General features: G+C 44.3%; 19 protein-coding genes. 12 read left to right on the plus strand and 7 right to left on the minus strand.

Going from position 1 to position 18933, the window contains the following annotated elements; all coding sequences use genetic code 11:
* The first annotated feature begins 58 nt into the window (after positions 1-58).
* From phnC to phnE (AC3CHU_RS20175), 3 genes are read left to right on the plus strand one after another with little or no spacing between them, the layout of a single operon-like run.
* A complete protein-coding gene (gene phnC, locus AC3CHU_RS20165) occupies positions 59-829 on the plus strand; it encodes a phosphonate ABC transporter ATP-binding protein (protein ID WP_017092209.1) in 771 nt (256 codons plus the stop codon).
* On the plus strand, positions 817-1641 hold the full coding sequence (gene phnE / locus AC3CHU_RS20170; protein WP_017087092.1) for a phosphonate ABC transporter, permease protein PhnE: 825 nt from the start codon (positions 817-819) through the stop codon (positions 1639-1641). The genes phnC and phnE (AC3CHU_RS20170) overlap by 13 nt, the downstream gene beginning before the upstream one ends.
* Entirely contained in the window at positions 1641-2444 is an 804-nt protein-coding gene (phnE, locus tag AC3CHU_RS20175; protein ID WP_004732994.1) for a phosphonate ABC transporter, permease protein PhnE, read from the plus strand. The genes phnE (AC3CHU_RS20170) and phnE (AC3CHU_RS20175) overlap by 1 nt, the downstream gene beginning before the upstream one ends.
* A 169-nt stretch (positions 2445-2613) precedes the next feature.
* Here the strand turns inward: phnE (AC3CHU_RS20175) and AC3CHU_RS20180 are convergent, their stop codons facing one another.
* From AC3CHU_RS20180 to hpf, 3 genes are all read right to left on the minus strand, one after another.
* Complete coding sequence (locus tag AC3CHU_RS20180) at positions 2614-3393, minus strand: HAD-IIB family hydrolase (RefSeq protein WP_488525504.1); 780 nt, start codon at positions 3391-3393, stop codon at positions 2614-2616.
* Between the two features lie 109 nt (positions 3394-3502).
* Positions 3503-3658, minus strand: coding sequence for a DUF3012 domain-containing protein (locus tag AC3CHU_RS20185; RefSeq protein WP_004732998.1), 156 nt, complete (start codon positions 3656-3658; stop codon positions 3503-3505).
* Between the two features lie 279 nt (positions 3659-3937).
* Positions 3938-4294, minus strand: a complete 357-nt coding sequence (gene hpf / locus AC3CHU_RS20190) for a ribosome hibernation-promoting factor, HPF/YfiA family (protein WP_004733000.1) — start codon at positions 4292-4294, stop codon at positions 3938-3940.
* A gap of 420 nt (positions 4295-4714) precedes the next feature.
* On the opposite strand from hpf, the gene AC3CHU_RS20195 reads away from it, so the two are divergent.
* Both AC3CHU_RS20195 and AC3CHU_RS20200 read left to right on the plus strand, forming a co-directional pair.
* Positions 4715-5299: a hypothetical protein gene (locus AC3CHU_RS20195; protein ID WP_488525505.1), complete on the plus strand. Its 585-nt coding sequence runs from the start codon at positions 4715-4717 to the stop codon at positions 5297-5299.
* A 412-nt stretch (positions 5300-5711) separates the two neighbouring features.
* Entirely contained in the window at positions 5712-7142 is a 1431-nt protein-coding gene (locus AC3CHU_RS20200) for a YfcC family protein (RefSeq protein ID WP_488525506.1), read from the plus strand.
* A 122-nt stretch (positions 7143-7264) separates the two neighbouring features.
* Here the strand turns inward: AC3CHU_RS20200 and glgC are convergent, their stop codons facing one another.
* Positions 7265-8485, minus strand: coding sequence for a glucose-1-phosphate adenylyltransferase (gene glgC / locus AC3CHU_RS20205; protein WP_171312105.1), 1221 nt, complete (start codon positions 8483-8485; stop codon positions 7265-7267).
* Positions 8486-8883: 398 nt separating this feature from the next.
* Between glgC and ompW the strand changes: the two genes are divergently transcribed.
* Both ompW and AC3CHU_RS20215 read left to right on the plus strand, forming a co-directional pair.
* A complete protein-coding gene (ompW, locus tag AC3CHU_RS20210; protein ID WP_065105261.1) occupies positions 8884-9537 on the plus strand; it encodes an outer membrane protein OmpW in 654 nt (217 codons plus the stop codon).
* A gap of 201 nt (positions 9538-9738) precedes the next feature.
* Complete coding sequence (locus AC3CHU_RS20215; RefSeq protein WP_488525507.1) at positions 9739-11565, plus strand: choice-of-anchor I family protein; 1827 nt, start codon at positions 9739-9741, stop codon at positions 11563-11565.
* Positions 11566-11674: 109 nt separating this feature from the next.
* On the opposite strand, the gene AC3CHU_RS20220 is transcribed toward AC3CHU_RS20215, so the two are convergent.
* Complete coding sequence (locus AC3CHU_RS20220) at positions 11675-12394, minus strand: SDR family oxidoreductase (protein WP_004733012.1); 720 nt, start codon at positions 12392-12394, stop codon at positions 11675-11677.
* A gap of 250 nt (positions 12395-12644) precedes the next feature.
* Here AC3CHU_RS20220 and AC3CHU_RS20225 point away from each other — a divergent pair, with 250 nt between their 5' ends.
* A complete protein-coding gene (locus AC3CHU_RS20225; RefSeq protein ID WP_050643751.1) occupies positions 12645-13550 on the plus strand; it encodes a LysR family transcriptional regulator in 906 nt (301 codons plus the stop codon).
* 40 nt (positions 13551-13590) lie between these two features.
* Here the strand turns inward: AC3CHU_RS20225 and AC3CHU_RS20230 are convergent, their stop codons facing one another.
* Positions 13591-13929: a winged helix-turn-helix transcriptional regulator gene (locus tag AC3CHU_RS20230; protein ID WP_004733017.1), complete on the minus strand. Its 339-nt coding sequence runs from the start codon at positions 13927-13929 to the stop codon at positions 13591-13593.
* Positions 13930-14034: 105 nt separating this feature from the next.
* On the opposite strand from AC3CHU_RS20230, the gene AC3CHU_RS20235 reads away from it, so the two are divergent.
* The gene (locus AC3CHU_RS20235; protein WP_488525508.1) at positions 14035-14802 is read left to right on the plus strand and encodes an SDR family NAD(P)-dependent oxidoreductase; all 768 of its coding nucleotides are present in this window, start codon (positions 14035-14037) and stop codon (positions 14800-14802) included.
* A gap of 135 nt (positions 14803-14937) precedes the next feature.
* Positions 14938-15591, plus strand: coding sequence for a cupin domain-containing protein (locus AC3CHU_RS20240; RefSeq protein WP_488525509.1), 654 nt, complete (start codon positions 14938-14940; stop codon positions 15589-15591).
* Between the two features lie 78 nt (positions 15592-15669).
* On the opposite strand, the gene AC3CHU_RS20245 is transcribed toward AC3CHU_RS20240, so the two are convergent.
* Positions 15670-16308 carry an NAD(P)-dependent oxidoreductase gene (locus tag AC3CHU_RS20245; protein WP_488525510.1) on the minus strand — a complete coding sequence of 213 codons (639 nt, stop codon included), beginning with the start codon at positions 16306-16308 and terminating at the stop codon, positions 15670-15672.
* 154 nt (positions 16309-16462) lie between these two features.
* Here AC3CHU_RS20245 and AC3CHU_RS20250 point away from each other — a divergent pair, with 154 nt between their 5' ends.
* Entirely contained in the window at positions 16463-17359 is an 897-nt protein-coding gene (locus tag AC3CHU_RS20250) for a LysR family transcriptional regulator (RefSeq protein ID WP_488525511.1), read from the plus strand.
* A 188-nt stretch (positions 17360-17547) separates the two neighbouring features.
* Positions 17548-18831: a hypothetical protein gene (locus tag AC3CHU_RS20255; RefSeq protein ID WP_488525512.1), complete on the plus strand. Its 1284-nt coding sequence runs from the start codon at positions 17548-17550 to the stop codon at positions 18829-18831.
* The last annotated feature ends 102 nt before the right edge of the window (positions 18832-18933 follow it).

Here is an 18933-nt window from a genome sequence, read left to right on the forward strand (position 1 = left end):
TCTATGCCCTCGCGGGTAGGGCATAGATCATTCTAAAATTCGCACAAGGAAATGCAGTATGGCCGTAGCAAGCTATGAAGGAATAAAGATAAACAACCTTTTCCACGAATATGTGGCAGGCAAGCCAATCCTTAAAGGCATTAATATTGATATCGATGAACCAGGCATCATCGCGATCATTGGTCCATCTGGTACAGGTAAAAGTACGCTTCTACGCTGTATCAACCGACTCAACGATCCAAGCCAAGGTGAGGTCATATTTGATGGCGCAGACCTGACTCAACTAAAAGGGCAAGCGTTACGCAAACAGCGCCGACATATCGGCATGGTGTTTCAAGAATATAACCTTGTCGAACGTTTAACGGTTATCGAGAACGTGTTGAGTGGCCGTTTGGGTTACATGACCGCTTGGAATGCATGGCGTCGTAATTATTCTGCGCAAGACCTAGCAAAAGCGTTCGAGTTACTTGAATTTGTTGGCCTGCAAGACTTTGCTAACCAACGTGCCGACAGTTTATCGGGCGGCCAAAGACAGCGTGTCGGTATCGCTCGCGCCGTTATGCAAGACCCATATATCTTATTGGCGGATGAACCGACTTCATCACTCGACCCGAAAACCGCGGTTGAGATCATGGAGTTGATGGAGACATTCGCAGAACAGAAAAACATTCCCGTGTTGGTTAACATCCACGATGTGAACTTAGCCAAGCGTTATGCCAAGCGCATCATCGGCATGTGTAACGGTAAAGTTCATTATGACGGTAGCCCTGAAGGGATCTCAGAAGAAGATCTAAAAATTATTTACGGGGGTGAGTCATGGCTGGATTAACCCCAAGTTCATCGCCAAGCGTACCGTCAAACCAGTCGCCAGCGAAGCATGAAAACCCGTTCAAAACCTCATGGACTAACCGAGCAATCATCGCTGCAATCATTGGCTACCTGTTTTACAGCTTTGCGACGTTAGGGCTGACTTTTGATCGTTTGGTCATCGGTTTTGGTGAAAGTGAGCGGTTACTATCAAGAATGTTTCCGCCTGATTTTTCGCGTACTAGCTTACTGCTGAGTGGATTAGCGGAAAGCTTACAAATTGCGATTATCTCAAGCTTCTTTGGCATCGTTATTTCATTGTTTCTGGGCTTGTTAGCTGCGAGAAATATGATGCCTTCAATCGTATCGACGCCAATACGTTGTTTCATCGCATTATGTCGCTCTTTTCACCCGGTGATCATCGCAATCCTATTTGTGAAAGCGGTGGGCTTCGGTGCCCTTGCTGGGATCCTGACCTTGGTCTTCGCATCGATTGGTTTTATTGCCAAGTTGTTTGCAGAAGCGATTGAAGAGATCTCTTTTAAACCAGTTGAAGCGATTAAAGCAACCGGTGCCAGTTTTATCAGTGTCATTTTGTATGCGGTAATGCCTCAAGTGTTTACTCGTTTTATTGGCTTTGCTAGTTACCAGTTGGATTCAAATCTACGTAACTCAACCATGGTTGGCATTGTGGGTGCGGGCGGCCTTGGCGGCACGTTATTTTCGGCATTCCAACGCTTTGACTACGACTTTGTCGCTGCTATTTTGATCACCATTATCGCATTGATTCTTGTGGGTGAATTTCTTTCCAACATTGTTAGGAGAATCTTCTAATGACAACAGCATCTATCGATAAAGAGTGGCAGCGTTTTACACCAAATGAACGAGTAGCTCGATTTGCCGTTTACCTTAGCCTTGTGTGCGCGATTGTTTGGTCTTGGCAGACGGTTGAAGTGATTCCTGAGTTCCTATACGACGCGCCAGCGCAGTTTGCTGATATGTTCGAGCGTATGGTGCCAGTGGACTACGCTTTCTATCCTGAATCAATCCACGCAGCGATGATTGAAACACTGCACATTGCGACGTTAGGTACCTTGTTTACCTTGATATTTGCGATTCCGTTGGCGTTGTTGAACGCGCCAAATATCACACCTAATAAAGCGCTGAACTGGGTGGCACAATTCTTTCTGGTGTCTTCACGTTCTGTGAACTCATTGGTTTGGGCTTTGTTGTTTATCGCACTATTTGGCCCCGGTGTTCTCGCAGGCATTATGGCAATTGCCATTCGCAGTATCGGCTTTGTAGGGAAGCTGTTAGCGGAAGCGATTGCCGAAGTGAACATGGGGCCTATCGAAGCTCTGCGCGCAACAGGCGCTTCTTGGATGAGCATCTTGCTTAAAGGGTATTGGCCACAAGTGATGCCCGCATTCTACTCCATCGTGTTGTTCCGTTGGGACATCAATGTGCGTGAATCTGCGGTATTGGGGTTAGTGGGCGCTGGTGGTATTGGCGTGGTGCTAAACGATGCGCAGAACCTTTTTGAGTGGCAAAAAGTTTCGATGGTATTAGTGAGTATCTTCGCAGTGGTTATCGTTGCAGAAGCCGTAGTGATCCACATCCGTAACAAACTCATATAAACATATGGTGCAATGCAGCGTGTTTTGTGTGATGTGTCAAAGTTAAGAGCTTATCTAGCATTTTGAAGCTCAAACGACCCTAGGTACTTCGGTCTACCTAGCGGTCGTTTTTTTAGTCTATTGAGTGACCTAAGACCTTGTTAGAAGGGCGTGACTCGTTTTTAAGTGTCTAGCTTTTAACTGCCAGCAGCGCATCCACAAATTCTGCAAACCCATAGCCACCCGGCTGCGACATCACCTTACTTGGATGATGATCTAACTTATCCCAATAATGCTTAATGTTTGCCACGCCAACGGTGAGTGGTAGTGATTCGAACATCTGTTGATCGTTCATTGAATCGCCGACATAGCAAGCCTCATTGTGGATTTGCTCAAGCGATAAGCCTTTATCAGCAAGGAAGCGGTGTACTGCGTTTTTCTTTGAGTGTTCGCCATACCAAGCATTGATATGAATTGAACTTGCCGTCGCGTGTGCGCCTAAAGCGTGTATTCTTTCGAGTACCGCTTGAACAGTTTCAGGATCAACAGGCTTACGGTTTTGGCCGATATCAATCGCGACCTCACACAAGCGGTAAGATTGATCCAAAGTTAGCGAGAGGTGGGGGTAACTTAACAAGATCGCTTCAACTTCTTGTTTTAGCTTTGCTTGGTTCTGGCGCACTTGTTCTAGCGGTGTTTCAGATGAGAGTTGTAATGCACCATCTTGCTTCTCTAGTAAGAAGGCGCCGTTCTCTCCAAGCACGGCATCGACAGGCCAAAGCTGCGCAATATGGTCACACCAACCAGCACAGGCTCCCGTTACAGCGACCACTTTGATTCCACTGTCTCTCAGCTTTTGTAACGCAATCAGGGTTTCTGGAGGGAGTGAACCTTGCCAAGTGAGCGTGTCATCGACGTCGGTTAATACCCAGTTGATGTGTTGCCAGTCATTACCTAGTTGGTGTTCCATCCTCAAACTCACTTATTCGGGTTTATTGTGTTGCGTGGAGTGCTCTGTTCGTCGTTAAACGTCTTTCTCTCAGTCTGACTAAGTGACGTTAATTAACGCTTAACCGTGTTTAGAAAACACAATGTTTAGCAAAATCACCGGCTTCATTGGCAGTCCAGTCGCCTTTCGGCTTTTCTTTCATATCTGTACACCAAGCTTCACTGCCCACTTCTGTACAAGCCATCAGTTGAGTCGCTAGAAATAGAATTAGCGCGATTTTTTTCATAATAAAGATTCCTTTATTCTCTAAATTTCTGCTTATAACTGTACCAAATACTACTAGCGATTGTTATAGCAGCCAGTGACATAAGTTTGCTAAAAACGATATAGAGTTGGGCTTGGCTCTAAGATGGGAAGTGAAGGGGTTAGGCCGTCGCGATAGGGAAAATCAAAGTGATAGATTGATAAAGAAATTGAGGGGTAGATCGAAAAAGCCAGCAACATGTGCTGGCTTTGAAATTCTTGTGCGCTTCTATTCGTTAGTGAGCTTTAACTACTTGTCGAGTTATACCAGTTTCATTTCTTGGATGATGTCCGAAGCGATTTCTGGCTTCGTGCTCGTTGGTTTCTCGTGTAGGTCTGCTTTCAATTGTCCCTTACGGTTACTTAAGCCTGCTTCAAGTTTCTTGAGTGCTGCAGCGATAGCTGGGTACATAACATCGTCTGTAGATTTTGCTGTTACTCGTACACCTTCGTAGTTGGTGAATACTTCTACCTGATGTTGACCGTGTTCTTTAGTAATGATGATGTCGCAACTGATCAGTGATGGGAAATGGTTCGATATCTTCTCGAATTTACTTTCGATGTCTTTGCGTGACTCGTCGTTAATTGATACGTGATGTGTTTGAACATTTATTTTCATAAATCATACCTTTCCAATGACTGTGTCATTTAAACGTAGCAAACATCGGTGAGTTTAACCAACTGCGAAATAGCACATGTGTGATTCACTTCAGTGTTATCAAATAATCTCCCATTACTCCCTTGAAAGTCCGATGAACTGGTCGCATATTATGTTTCGTGAATTTCAAACGTGTTTAAAAATCCCTCACCTTTGAAGTATTACTCCAATTCACTCTTTCAACTTAGTTTTTATCGCCCTAATCACGCATCACTCCAAATACTTATTCTAGTCTGCTTTTATAAATCCACATCCATTTTAGTGAACAAAACATATCTGCTCTGCCGATATCACAATTACTGATATAAAGAACAATGAGATATTGAGATGAATTTTAGTACGGGATACTCTAACTGCCATCTTCTATTTGGATCCGTTAACATGAAAATGCCTGTTAAATTAGCTGTAATCGCAGCTTCCCTTTCTTTCGCTTTTAATGCCTTTGCTGCCCCTGTTGAGTTTCAGAAAATTCCAGAGATCATGCAGCAGTTTGAAACGGCAGAACTGTACGTTAAGAAGTCGGTCACTCTAGGTCGTTTGCCAGCAGAGTCTGAAATTGGCATTGATTTCCCTACCTATGTTTCAGACGGTGAGGGCGGTTACAGCATCGAGACAAATAACGTAATGACAGATTCTGTTGTTATCGCAAGCATGCCGAAAGCGATTGTGGATGATGTTTTTAACCAATGGCTAGTACCTAAAGAGACATGGGTCAGCAGCTACGGATCTTTGCCAACCTCAACCACTGAATTTAAGCCCTTTAAGCGTATTAAAACCATTAAAGCGGTTAAGATCGATGCTGAAATGCTTGAGCTGTTAGGCAGTGAAGATGGCAACACGGCGATGATCAAAGTGAGCTGGGATGAGAAGGGAATGAAGGTCTATAAGGATGGTTACTTAGCGGATTATGAGTACGGGATTGCCCCTCATGAGATGCAAGAAAACTATGAGCTAGCGCCTAAGTAATTCAGTTCAATGTAAGAAAAGCGCCCAGTTTTTGCTGGGCGCTTTTTTGAAGCCCACCAAAACATGACGAAACTCACACTTTTCTGACAATTTGCCGCTCGTTGTGTTAGCATGCGCGGCTTGTCTTTGTAATTGATAAAAAACATTTTACTCAGCGGGTTTCTTTGTTTATCTGCCCGTAATGACCTCATTCAGTTTGGCCTGACTTGGCTGAACATCTGCATTTTGCTCGGACGCAAAGAGAGTAGTACTCACTACTTCACTATGTACATTTGAGAGCACCATCTATCAAAGGCCTTTTTGAAACAGCCTAAATTAGCGCGAACTTAGTTCTGCGTGAAGGGTTTCGTTTTTCCAAAAATCCCTCTCGGCGGCTAAGTACTCCTTAGTTGCTGACAAGTAAGGAGTCTATATGACGACTACGGTATCTACGTCCGTACCTACATCTCAAGCTGGTAACACAGCTCCGATAGAGAAAGAAGTAAACCACCCGTTTCTCTCTTTGGTTATCATGGTGATTGTTGCTGCAATCGCAACTTACTTCATCCCTGCTGGTGAGTTTGAACGAGTGGTCATGAATGGCCGCACGGTGATTGATCCAGACAGTTACACACTATTAGCCAGTAACCCAACAACATTAGCCTCTTTTTTCGAATCATTTTTTAAAGGCTTCAAATCCGCTTCTGGTGTGATGGGTGTTGTGGTATTTGTTGGTGGTGCTTTCGGCATTATCAAACACATGGGTTTGTTAGACGCATCCGTCGTTACGCTGACGACGAAGCTAAAGAAGCAAGGCTTGTATGTGATTGCACCTGTGATCATGACGGCGATTTTCTTCAACGTCACCTTCACGGGTATGCGTGAGCTTGATGTCATTTTTATCTCTTTGATGATCCCGATCTGTATTAAGCTTGGCTATGACGCGATCACGGCACTTGGCGTTGTTTTACTGGCAAGTTGTGCCGGTTTCGCTGCAGCTTTGGCTAACCCATTCTTTACGGGTATCGCACACACTATTGCTGAACTGCCTATGTATTCAGGCATGTGGTACCGCTTTATTGTTGGTATGTTCATGTTGCTAACGGGTGCTTGGTATGTACTTAACTACGCGCGCAAAGTTAAGCAAGATCCAACCAAAAGTTTGTTGCATGGTACGGGTTACCACTACGAATCTAGCGTTGAAGCGAAAACACTGACTACTCGTGAAAAGCTTGCGGGTATCGCGTTCTTGGGCGTATTCGCATACATGATCTTCGGCACGTTGACGATGGGGTTCGGCTTTACCGAGATTGCGGGTGCATTCGTGGCAATGGCGATCATTCCGGGTTTGGTTGCTGGTTTATCTCCGAACAAGATTTGTGAGTATTGGACCAAAGGTGTTAGCGATGTATTGGTGGCGGTGCTGATCATCTTCTTCGCTCGATCAGTGTTAACCATTATGGAAGACGCGAAGATCGTCGATTCTATTATCTTCTATCTCGCACAGATCATTTCTGGTAGCTCTAAACTCGTGGCAGCAGCAGGGATCTACTTCTCTCAGGCTGCGATCAACTTATTCATTCCGTCTGGCAGTGGCCAAGCGGTGATCACTATGCCAATCATCATTCCATTGGCAGATATTGGTCAAGTGACTCGCCAAGTAGCAGCACTGGCTTCTCAATTGGGTGATGGTATTTCTAATTATATTTACCCAACTAACGGTGGCTTGTTAGCGGTATTGGCTATTGCAAAAGTGCCTTACACTAAGTGGGTTCGCTTCTTCTTACCGCTGTTCTTGTTCTGGTCGGTGGGTGCTTTGATTTCAGTTGTGATTGCTCAAATGATTGAGCTAGGGCCTTTCTAAGGGTTTCTGTTTAATCGAATGCATGGACAGTTAGGGTTTAACTGAGGCCGTGTGAATTACTAAGAAGGCAGCGAATTCGCTGCCTTTTTTCGTTTAAAGAAAAGCTATTACAATGACCAAGATTACTCTTCAAATTGGTAAGAAGAGGGCACCACAATCACGCCTTTCTTTGATATATGAAATCGTTCTGAATCCGCTCTACTATCAATACCTATTTGGGTACCATCAGGCACTTTCACATGCTTGTCGATGATGCAGTTTTGTATATGACAATTTTTCCCAATTTCAACATCTTCAAACAGAATACTGTCAATAACAATGGCCGCGTTGTTGACTTTAACTTTTGGGAAAAAGATGGAGTTCTGCGCTGAACCACCTTCTATCACCACACCATTTGCGATCATCGAGTTGATGAAGATCCCTTGATTCCCTTCAACTGAAGCGATGGTTCGAGCGGGTGGTAATTGAGGTTCGTAAGTGCGGATTGCCCAATCGGGTTGGTATAAATCGATAGGGGAAACTGGCTTTAGTAAATCCATATTGGCTTGATAATAAGAGTCGAGGGTACCAACGTCTCTCCAATAAGTATCTTGTGTAACTCTGCCTTCGGTGTCTCCAAATTTGTAGGCATAAACGCTTTTATCCCCTACCAATTTAGGTATCACATCTTTACCGAAATCGTGGCTGGAATTTGGATCTTCTGCATCCGCCAATAGTGCTTGTGTAAGCACTTCTTTATCGAAAATATAAATCCCCATTGAAGCCATGCTTCGTGTTGGCCTTCCGGGTACGCAGGCAGGATAACGGGGCTTTTCTGTGAAGTTGTTTATCTGATGCGATTCGTTGATTTCCATAACGCCAAACTCTTTGGCTTCATCAATCGAAACTTCCATACAAGCCACCGTTAAGTCGGCTTCGCTCTGTTTATGTTGTTTGAGCATTGGCGCGTAGTCCATACGATAAATATGGTCGCCTGATAACACCACCACATGTTTCGCTTCGCTGCGAGAAAGCAAATACAGGTTCTGATAAATCGCATCGGCTGTTCCGCTATACCAGCTATCACCCGTTCGCATTTGTGGAGGAACATTGGTGATGTATTCGCCGAGCTCGGGGTTAAGCACCGACCAACCATCACGTAAATGTTTTTGCAAAGAGTGAGACTTGTACTGAGTCAGTACCAGAATTTGGCGAAGTCCAGAATGCAGGCAGTTCGCGAGTGTGAAATCGATGATTCGATATTTGCCACCAAAGGGCACCGCAGGTTTTGCACGGTTATCGGTGAGGGGAGAAAGCCGAGAGCCAACACCGCCGGCCAGAACGATCGTTAGAGTGTCTTGCATGGTCAGAACCTCATGTATTTATGATTATGAACATACACTTGCAAGCACTAAGCCAAATGTAACCTATTGAATATTAAGCGAGGTATGAGCTAATAATACGAGACCGCACCAAATTGATGCGCACGAAATGTTGGCTTGCTCCATTTTGATCCAAAAGGTCCGAGCAAGATTGAGGCGGTGAGTTTAACGGCATGACGCACGGGAAAGTTGCATTACAAAATTGTCAATAAAATGAGGCAATAAAGTGATCGAGTCGATATAAATTTACATAAATAATCACAAGTTTTCACAAATTGATTTCCATCAATAAAGTAGGGTTATTATATGCTACCTTGCACGCAAAATAAGAAATGATTACTCATTCACCAATGAAATGAAGCCCTCAAAAGGAAATTATAATGAAAAAAACAGTATGTGGTATTGCGGTTATTGCGGCTCTTATGTCAACCAATGTTCTTGCTCATAAAGAAGGTGATTTCATCATCCGTGCAGGTGCAGCAACAGTGTCTCCAAACGATAGCAGTGGCGCTGTTCTAGACAACTCAGACCTTGAGTTTTCAGTAGATTCAAATACTCAACTTGGTCTTACTTTCGGCTACATGTTCACTGACAACATCAGTTTTGAAGTATTAGCAGCGAGCCCATTCTCACACAATATTTCTGTAAATGGCTTAGGCAAAGTTGCTGACACTAAGCACCTTCCACCAACATTTATGGTTCAGTACTACTTCGGTCAAGCGAACAGCGACTTCCGTCCTTATGTGGGTGCGGGTATCAACTACACGGTATTTTTCGATGAAAGTTTGAATGGCACGGGTAAAAGTGCAGGCTTAAGTGACCTATCTCTTGACGATTCTTGGGGCTTGGCGGCTAACATCGGTATTGATTACATGATAAATGAAGATTGGTTCCTAAACGCATCAGTTTGGTATGCAGATATTGGTACTACAGCTAAGTACAAGCAGACTGTTAATGGGACGACAACACAATACTCAACAGATGTTGATATCGACCCATGGGTATTCATGATCGGTGGTGGTTACAACTTCTAATCCACCTATTCAGTTTACTAAAGGCGCTCAAGCACCAGCCAGCTTGGGCGTTTTTTTTGCTTGTTTGTTAATGAAATACTCAATCTAACTTACTGTTGTTATGGGTGAAGCAAACTGATTGTCGTCATTTATTGTTGATAAAAGAGAAAGATAACTGTCATAACAGCCCTCTATGATCGCGTTTCAAATCATGGAGGATATATGAATCGTAAATTTAATAAGCTGACATTATTACTGCCTATCGCGGTAAGTTCTGCTCTAGTAGGGTGTTCGCAGTCAACTTCAACGTCGGCAACATCATCAACAACTGCTACGCAGTCTCAAACGTCACTTAATGCTTTTAGCCTTCAATGCCAATCCATCCAACAGCCAATCGCGAGTGATGCTGAGGTAACCGGAATCAGTCTGGTTGGTCGTGCTATTGCTGACGCTCCGTTTGATACTTCTGCAGCCGAAATCGTCAGCTACGATTCATGTACCGACAAGCTTTATGTGGTTAACGCTCAAGCACAGAAAGTCGATGTGTTGTCGATGAACGCTGACAGCGCACCAACCTCTGAGGGCTCTATCGACCTTCAATCAGCCGCTGCGGCTTCTGGTATTACTATCGGTGCTGCGAACAGTGTATCGACTCATCAGGGTTTAGTTGCTGTCGCGATTGAAAACGCCGACAAGCAACAAAATGGCATCATTGCTCTGTATCGCTCAGACACGCTAGAGCTTATCACCACTTACACAGCTGGCGCATTGCCAGACATGGTGAGCTTTTCTAAGGATGGCCGTTACATAGCATCAGCAAATGAAGGAGAGCCGAATGCGGATTACAGCATTGACCCTGAAGGTTCAGTAACGTTGGTGGATCTAACCAATGGTCCTTTGCAAGCGAAAGTCACGCAGATTGATTTTAAGGCATTTAACCAAGGCCAGCCACGCCATGCAGAACTAACCGACAAGGTTCGAATCTCAGCGCCTAATGCAACCGTTGCTCAAGACCTTGAACCGGAATACTTAACGTTTGCTGATAACGGAAAGCTTTACGTAGCGCTGCAAGAGAACAATGCATTGGCAGCAATTGACGTGGCGAGTGCAGAAGTGGATGCGATTTTGGGATTAGGTGGAAAGCCTTGGGATACCGCTCAGTTAGATGCGTCGAACAAAGACAAAAACATCGGTAATCTACAAAGCTACGCAATGTTAGAAGGCCTTTACATATCAGACAGCATCACCAGCTACAGTGTTGATGGGAACACCTACATTGTGACTGCGAACGAAGGTGATGGCCGTGAATATGGCATCAAAACGACACAACAAATGTGTGATGACAAAGGCTTTGAGTGGGATGGTGACGATTACCAAGGCACCGAAAACTACACCACAGAAAAAGACTTTTGTATTGCTTATATCGATGAAGTGCGTGGCAAGAAGCTAGACGTTGACGCTAACCACCCATTGGCAGGTGCATTGAAAGATAATAAGCAACTGGCTCGCCTTAAGGTGATTAAGCCACAAGGGACACTTGCCGCCGACCAAAAGGTTCAAGCATTCGGTAGCCGCTCTTTCTCTATCTGGGATGAGTCGGGTGAGTTAGTGTTTGATAGTGGCGATGATTTTGCTCGAATCGTACTTGAGCAAGATCCTGCAAACTTCAACAGCACCAATGATAACAACCAAAGCGGTGACGATCGCAGCGATGATAAAGGGGTAGAACCTGAAGCTATCGAAGTGGCTGAGATTAACGGCAAGCAGTATGCTTTTATTGGACTTGAGCGCCAAGGTGGCATCATGGTTTACGACGTAACACAGCCTAAAAATGCAAGTTTCATCAGCTACTTGAACAACCGAGACTTTACACAACCAGTGTGCACTAAGGTTGATGAAGACGGTGATTGCGACAACGAGACTTACAACTCGAAAGCAGGTGACCTAGGCCCTGAGTCAATCAAGTATTTCACTCGCTTTGGTAACCACTTTATTGCGGTTGGCAACGAAGTGAGTGGTAGCACGTCAGTTTATCGCGTTGAGTTTTAATCACGGTTACTGCTTGTAGCTAGACTCAATAAAAACAAAAGCGCCACTACTGAATCAGTAGTGGCGCTTTCTATTTATGCATCACAAATATATGCGTGATAATTAACTTCTATGGCTGTTGCTTAGTTGGCGCTAGAGCAATTTCACGGATACAAACGTTCTGTGGTTGCTGGTAAGCGAATGATACCGCGCGAGCAATATCGTCAGCTGCCAGTACGCCGCCCATGTCTTCTTTCCAAGAATCGTAACCGTCTTTGATCTCTTGAGAGGTAGTGTGCGACAGAAGCTCAGTTTCTACAGCGCCCGGTGCGATAGTCGTAACACGAACATTTGAAGCAGCCACTTCTTCACGAACGTTCTCAGAAATAGCGTGTACCGCGAATTTAGTACCACAGTAAGCTGCGTGGCTTGGGAATGTTTTTTTACCTGCGATAGAGCTGATGTTGATGATAGTACCTGTATTACGTTCCATCATCGGAGCAAGTACAGATTGCATGCCGTTTAGAAGACCAATTACGTTCACGTCGAACATTGTCTTCCACTCTTGAGCGTCTTGAGTATCGATTTGACCAAGAAGCATTGCACCAGCGTTGTTGATAAGCGCGTCTACAGGGCCAAATTTCTCTTCACCTTGTGCGATTGCTGCATCAAAAGACGCTTTGTCTGTTACGTCTACTTTCACTGATAGTGAGTTTGGTAGGTTCAGCGCTTCAAGGCGGTCAACACGACGAGCTAAAAGTAGAAGAGGGTGACCTTCATCGCTTAGACGACGAGCGATTGCTTCACCAATACCAGAGCTTGCACCTGTAATTACGATTAGTTTTTTCATTTTATTTCCTCTGTACTTTAATTGCGTCGGTTGGCTACGACGCATTGTTTAAGTGCATTCGAATCAAGTGCTTGTTGCCTTGCTTCGTTGCAATGGAGGTATATTAAAGAAAATAACATTGTTGATATATAGCGCTTTACTTGAAACACTGTTGCTGTGGTGCGACAATAAAGGTATTCACGTTTTAGCTTTATAGCGTCATAACTCTATAGCTTCATCATTTTCAAATTTCACAAGTAAGTTGGCGACTATGCTCAATCAAATTAACCTATCTGATATTCGTTCTTTCGTGCTTATTGCTCGTTTAGGTAACTTCACTAAAGCGGCGGAGGAGCTTGATGTCTCGCGCTCCCATGTATCACGCCAAGTGAGTAGCCTCGAGAAGCAGATGGGTGTAACGCTTTTTATCCGCACTACTCGAACCTTGAGGTTGACTCACGCAGGGCAAGATCTGTACGCGAGATGTGAACAAGCTTTAGATAATATAGACCAAGCCTTGATCGCTGCTGTGGACGATGTCGAAGAAGTGCGCGGCGACATAAAAGTAAACTGTGTTGGTGGCTATCTTGGTGAAGTGATCATCGCGGATCTGGTCAATGAGTTCATGCAGCTCTACCCAGACATCAGCATTAGCCTTGATTTCAGTAGTAACCGAGTTGATTTGATTGAAGATGCTTTCGATATCGCTTTTCGCATGGGAAGCCTAGAAGACGCGGGCTTTATCGCAAGAAAGCTGTTGGACATAGAGATGGGGACACTGGCAAGCCCTGAGTATTTCGCTCGCAAAGGAAAGCCAAATCACCCTAAGGACCTTATCCATCATGATTGCTTAACAGGCTCGGTGCGTAAGTGGAGTTTTCAAGCGTTGGACGACACCAAGAAAACGGTCGATGTGCATGTTACGGGCAGGCTGCAATGTAAAAATGGCCGAGTGTTGGTGCAAGGTGCGAAGTCGGGTAACGGGATTATTCGTGTACCAACCATCTATTGCTTGCAAGAACTGAACGACGGACAACTAGAGCAGGTGTTTGATGAGTGGGTGGTGCCAAAAGTGGACTTTTCAGCGATCTACCATCGAGACCGCTATCAACCAAGTCGAATTCGAACCTTCATTGATTTCGTAAAAGGTCGCTTTGAGCAAATGCCCGTGAGCTAAGTGTGTTTGCTGTTTCTGCTATCCGTTTGACTGGTTTGCGCTACATCTCGTCGATTTCGTTTTGTAGGTTTTCCAGCTGGTCTAGAATCAACAAGAACTTCTCGCCGAACGGCGTCACTTGGTATTCAACTCTTGGTGGCAGTTCGTTGAACATCTGCTTATCTAAAATCCCAAACTCCACATTTCGCTTCAAGCATTCATTCAATACCTTGGTCGATAACCCTTCGACCGAGCGCACCATTTCACCAGGGCGATTAATGCCATTTGCCAGTAATTGGTAAACCGTTAGCGACCATTTACAGCCGTAGATGGTTTCTACCATGCGAGCTGAGCGCTCTGGTGCTGATTTTCTTGAAAAAAAGTTTTCCTGATTTTTCATAAAGATGTACCAATAAGTACCTACCTAACCGATTTGTACTTACTATTCATAGTGTTAGTTCAAGGCCTAAGATTACCACGTTCACATGACTTAGGAGATAACAAAATGAACTTCACTAAAAATGGTATTGCAGTAATTATCGGTGGCACAAGCGGTATGGGCTTTGAAACAGCGAAGCAATTAGTCGCTCAAAACATCCATGTGTTGGTTGTCGGCAATAACCCAACTAAGTTAGATAAAGCGGTGTCAGAACTTCAATCACTAGGCCACGCTTCTGGTTGGCAAGCTAACCTTTATGATGATGCGAGTGTGTCTCGCCTTATTGCGCATTTAGAGTCGCTCGAAGAAGGTATTGGTTATCTTGTTAATGCTGCAGGTTACTTCAACCCTAAAGCGTTTATTGAGCACCAAGAATCTGATTACGAGCAATACATGCAGCTCAATAAAGCAACCTTCTTCATTACTCAAGCGATAAGCAAGTTGATGATCAAGAACGGCGGCGGCAGTGTTGTTAACGTTGGCTCTATGTGGGGTAAGCAAGCAATCAAAGCAACGCCATCTTCTGCCTATTCAATGGCTAAAGCTGGCCTGCACGCATTAACACAACACATGGCAATGGAATTGGCTGAGCATAACATTCGTGTTAATGCAGTTTCCCCGGCTGTGGTTAAAACGCCGATCTACGAATCTTTCATTAAGCCGGAAGAAGTGGATCAAGCGTTAGAAGGCTTCAACGCGTTCCACCCTATTGGTCGAGTAGGTTTGCCGAAAGATATCGCCAATAGCATCTCTTTCTTATTGTCAGACTGTGCTGATTGGGTAACGGGTGCAATCTGGGATGTTGATGGTGGTGTGATTGCTGGTCGTAATTAATTAGGATTCCTTTTAGGTGGCTGTCGCGTAGGCAAAACAGCAGTGAGATGGCCTCCTTGGTGAGTATTCGCGTAGAATAGAAACTAGAAAGACAACAATAATAATTAAAACGATAGCAAGAGTAAGGTCGCCATTATGTTCAACATGGATTTTTCAAAGAGACTGGTTATAGAAACTGAACCGTTAGATTGGATCGCGAGCCCAGCTAAAGGGGTATGGCGTAAGCCGCTTGAAAGAGAAGAGAAAGAATCGGGCCATACAACCAGTGTGGTGAAGTACGATCCTGCATCTTCGTTTTCTGAGCACCCGCATCCTCAAGGCGAAGAGATCTTCGTATTGGACGGTGTATTCTCTGATGAAACAGGAGACTTCCCTGCAGGTACTTACATTCGTAACCCGCCGGGCAGCGCGCATTCTCCATCAAGCAAAAATGGCTGCACGATCTTGGTTAAGCTCAACCAGTTTGATGCGAGAGACTTAACTCAAGTTCGCATCAATACGCTAGAAACGGAATGGTTACCTGGTATTGGTGGCTTACAAGTGATGCCGCTGCATGAGTTCGAACACGAGCATGTCGCGTTAGTGAAGTGGCCAGTTGGTGAACGTTTTCAGCCACATCGTCACTTTGGCGGTGAAGAGATATTTGTACTTTCTGGCACCTTTAAAGACGAACATGGTGAGTATCCAAAACACACATGGATGCGCAGCCCGCATATGAGCGAGCATTTCCCTTATGTGGAAGAAGAGACCGTTATCTTAGTGAAAACAGGGCATCTGCCATTGGATTAAAGGAATGCTCAATATAAAGACGAGAAAGCCGCATTGTTTTGAACAAGCGGCTTTTTTTAGTTTTTATATATGAGCTGACTAGTAAGCGACACCAATACGTTGGCGTGGGAACTTGCCAGCTTCGAGTTCATCAATCATCGCAATAGCGTAATCGCTAACGGATATTTTGCTGTTGCCGTCTTGGTCGGTGAGCAATTGGTCGCCACCGGTACGGTAGGTTGATAGTTTCTCGCCAGGGAAGATTTCTGCTGCTGGGCTAATGAACGTCCAGTTAACCTCGCTGTTAGACTGTTTGAACACTTCAAGCGCTTCACCTTGTGCTAGCGCTTCGTTTTTATGCTCTGCTGGAAAGTCCGGAACGGTAACTAACGGTACGTTTGGCGCTACTTCTAATGAACCCGCACCACCTACCCAAAGTAGACGTTCGATATCAATGCTTGGCAGTGTATCAAGCAGCTTAATTGCTGTGCTTTTTACGATGTCGTGATTACCTAGAGCACGTCCGCCAATCGAAGCAATAACCGCATCAACGCCTGAGAAAGACGTCGCTAGACTGGCTGCTTCATCTTGTAAATCAAATGAACGAACCTCAACATCGCTGATTTCTACACGGCTTGCATCTCTTACAACAGCAACCACGTCGTGACCACGAGATCGAGCTTCTTGAGCGATGTGACTACCAATCCAACCTGATGCGCCTAATACTGCAATTTTCATAATGTCTCTCCAATTATCTAATTTATTGAGTCTGTTTCTCGACAGCCATTGCAGTCTAATAGCTCACTAGATTGCGATAAATATCGTAAAATGATGTAGATTATATCTATATAGTTATCTAATAGGCTTAGTTCAGTGGATAAGGAAAAGTGTGATGGATAGATTGACGGCGATGCGTAGCTTTGTTGAAGTCGCAAATTGTGCCAGCTTCACTCAAGCAGCTGAGCATTTGGATATGAGCCGTTTACAGGTTTCACGCCATGTTCAAGAGATCGAAGGGTGGCTAAAACAGCGATTGTTGCACAGAACCACTCGTAAGGTGAGTTTGACCGCGGCAGGAGAGATTGCCTTACAGCGCTGCGAGAAAATACTCCATGAAACGGCGGAGTTAGAAGTGACCGCACTGAATCAAACCGATGCTCTTTCCGGAACAATTCGAATCGCAGCGCCGATTGGTTTAACTCAAAACATGTTATTGGATGTGGTCGAGCAGTTCACTGAGCGTCATCCAAATATTACGGTAGAACTCTTTGCTTCGGATCGTTTTACTCAGTTGGTGGATGAGAGGATAGATATTGCACTTCGATATACCGATCAACCTGATGAAAGCTTAATTGCCAGAAAGCTAATGGAAATTGATTCGGTTGTGTGTGTATCTGCTGCTTATCTAGACAAGCACGGTGAACCTAAAACGATTGAAGAACTTCGACAACATAATTGCTTTCGCCATTTGAGTGTCTCTAAGTGGGATTTTGTTAAGGATAACCAACATTATTCGGTTGAGGTGTCTGGCACCATTAAAGCCAACGATGTTGGGGTGTTAACCCGCGCCGCACAGCATGGCAAAGGGATCGTGCGATTACCGTGTGACTTAGCGAATCCATTGATTGCCAATGGTAAGTTGAAGCGGATTTTGGAAGACTTTGTTTCACCGAGCAGTGTGCTTTGGGCGGTGTATCTATCACGCAGCTATCAACTCCCTGTTGTACGTCAGTTTATTGATTTTGCAGCAGAAGCTTGGTCTAACGATATTAAATCTGAGGGTGTTTGAGGTTATATATCCTAAGTACACAAGTACACAAGGCATAAACATATAAATACAAAAATCCGATATCAAAGGTGATATCGGATTTGTAACCCTCCTAACTTCTTATATTCCTCTAACCCTCCTAACCTCTTATCTTTCCTGTAATCTGGAGTGATGATATCATTATTCTTCAATTGTTTTAGGGACATGCAGTGAGTATAAAATATTTAGAGGTTGAACTACGAGTCGATGGTACTCCAGTTCTAAGCCGAGATGAATCAAACAACATAACTTCTTCTGTTAATTTTGATACTAGCTGTCGAACCATCAAATCCAACATACTTTACGATTCAGAGACGGGACTCGCCATAACTCCAGTAAATCTATTTCTTATTGATTTGATTGCCGATCCAGCGTTCATGCATGAGAACAATCTGACAACAACCAAGGGACTGAAAGCATACTTTCAATTCTTGAAGGATAACGGTTGTTGTTGGAACGTATTTCCTCGTTCAAAACTTCAGCGTCCGACATATGCATTCAAGAGGCATGTTATGGATAAGGTGAAAAATGGCGATTATTCCTTTGATACAGGAAACCAATGGCTAGGGGCTGTGAAGAGGTTTTACTTATGGGCTTTCCACGAAAGAGTGTTGGATATAAGCGATATCAACCAACCATTCGTCACAGACACTCGAAGAGTTGAAAAGCACACTGCTTCAGGTAAGAAAAGGTTTTATGCTGCGACGAGTGATATGAAGTTGCCACAAAAGTTACGTGGTATCTCTGACTCCTTCAAGAAAAATGGCGGCAGAGAGCTGAAGCCAATAAATGCGCTTGGTCGCGAGCAATTCAAGCTTGGGCTGGCAATTCTTGGAAAGCCTCATATGGTGTTAGCATCTCAGGTTTCACTGTTGATGGGGTTGCGTGAGAATGAAGCGCTGACGCTTCCTTACTCATTTTTCACTGGTGATTTCGCTAATGCAAATCTTAGCGCTCGGGAGAGTGTCGTGGTTTCAGTGGGTGGCAACGAAGGTACTAAGACTAAAAACGGCGTTAGACGTATAGTTGAAATACCGTTCGCTCTTTATGAGCGCCTATGCGACTACGCAACCTCAGATAAGCGACTTGCCTTAGGTAAAAAGTTTGCAGTGGATAATCCAAGGTTGTTTTTGAATAACCGAGGAACACCTTTCCGTTCAGATGAACTTACAAAGAGGATGAGCGAGCTTAGGCAACAGCTTCTTCAAGAGCATGGTGTTGACTTTAATCACAAGTACCACGACTTAAGGGCGACTTTTGCTACTGAATACGGGACTCGATTACTTGATAGAGGCATGAAGTTTTCAGCGGTATTCAATGAGGTGAAAAGCATACTTGGTCATAAGTTGGACAAGGATACTTTTAGGTATATGAGCATCATTGAAAGTCAAGAAGTGAAAAGAGAGTCTGCAATGGAATTAGAGTTGTACACACAAGAGATTTTGAAAGACTAAACATGATCCAGAACCAATTTAAAATTACTTTCACGCCCTATAAGGGGCGACCAATAACGGAAATTGACACTAGAAGGCTGGTCTGCTTCGGTGTACCCAATG

The organism is Vibrio sp. QJM3NY_39 (assembly GCF_057785895.1).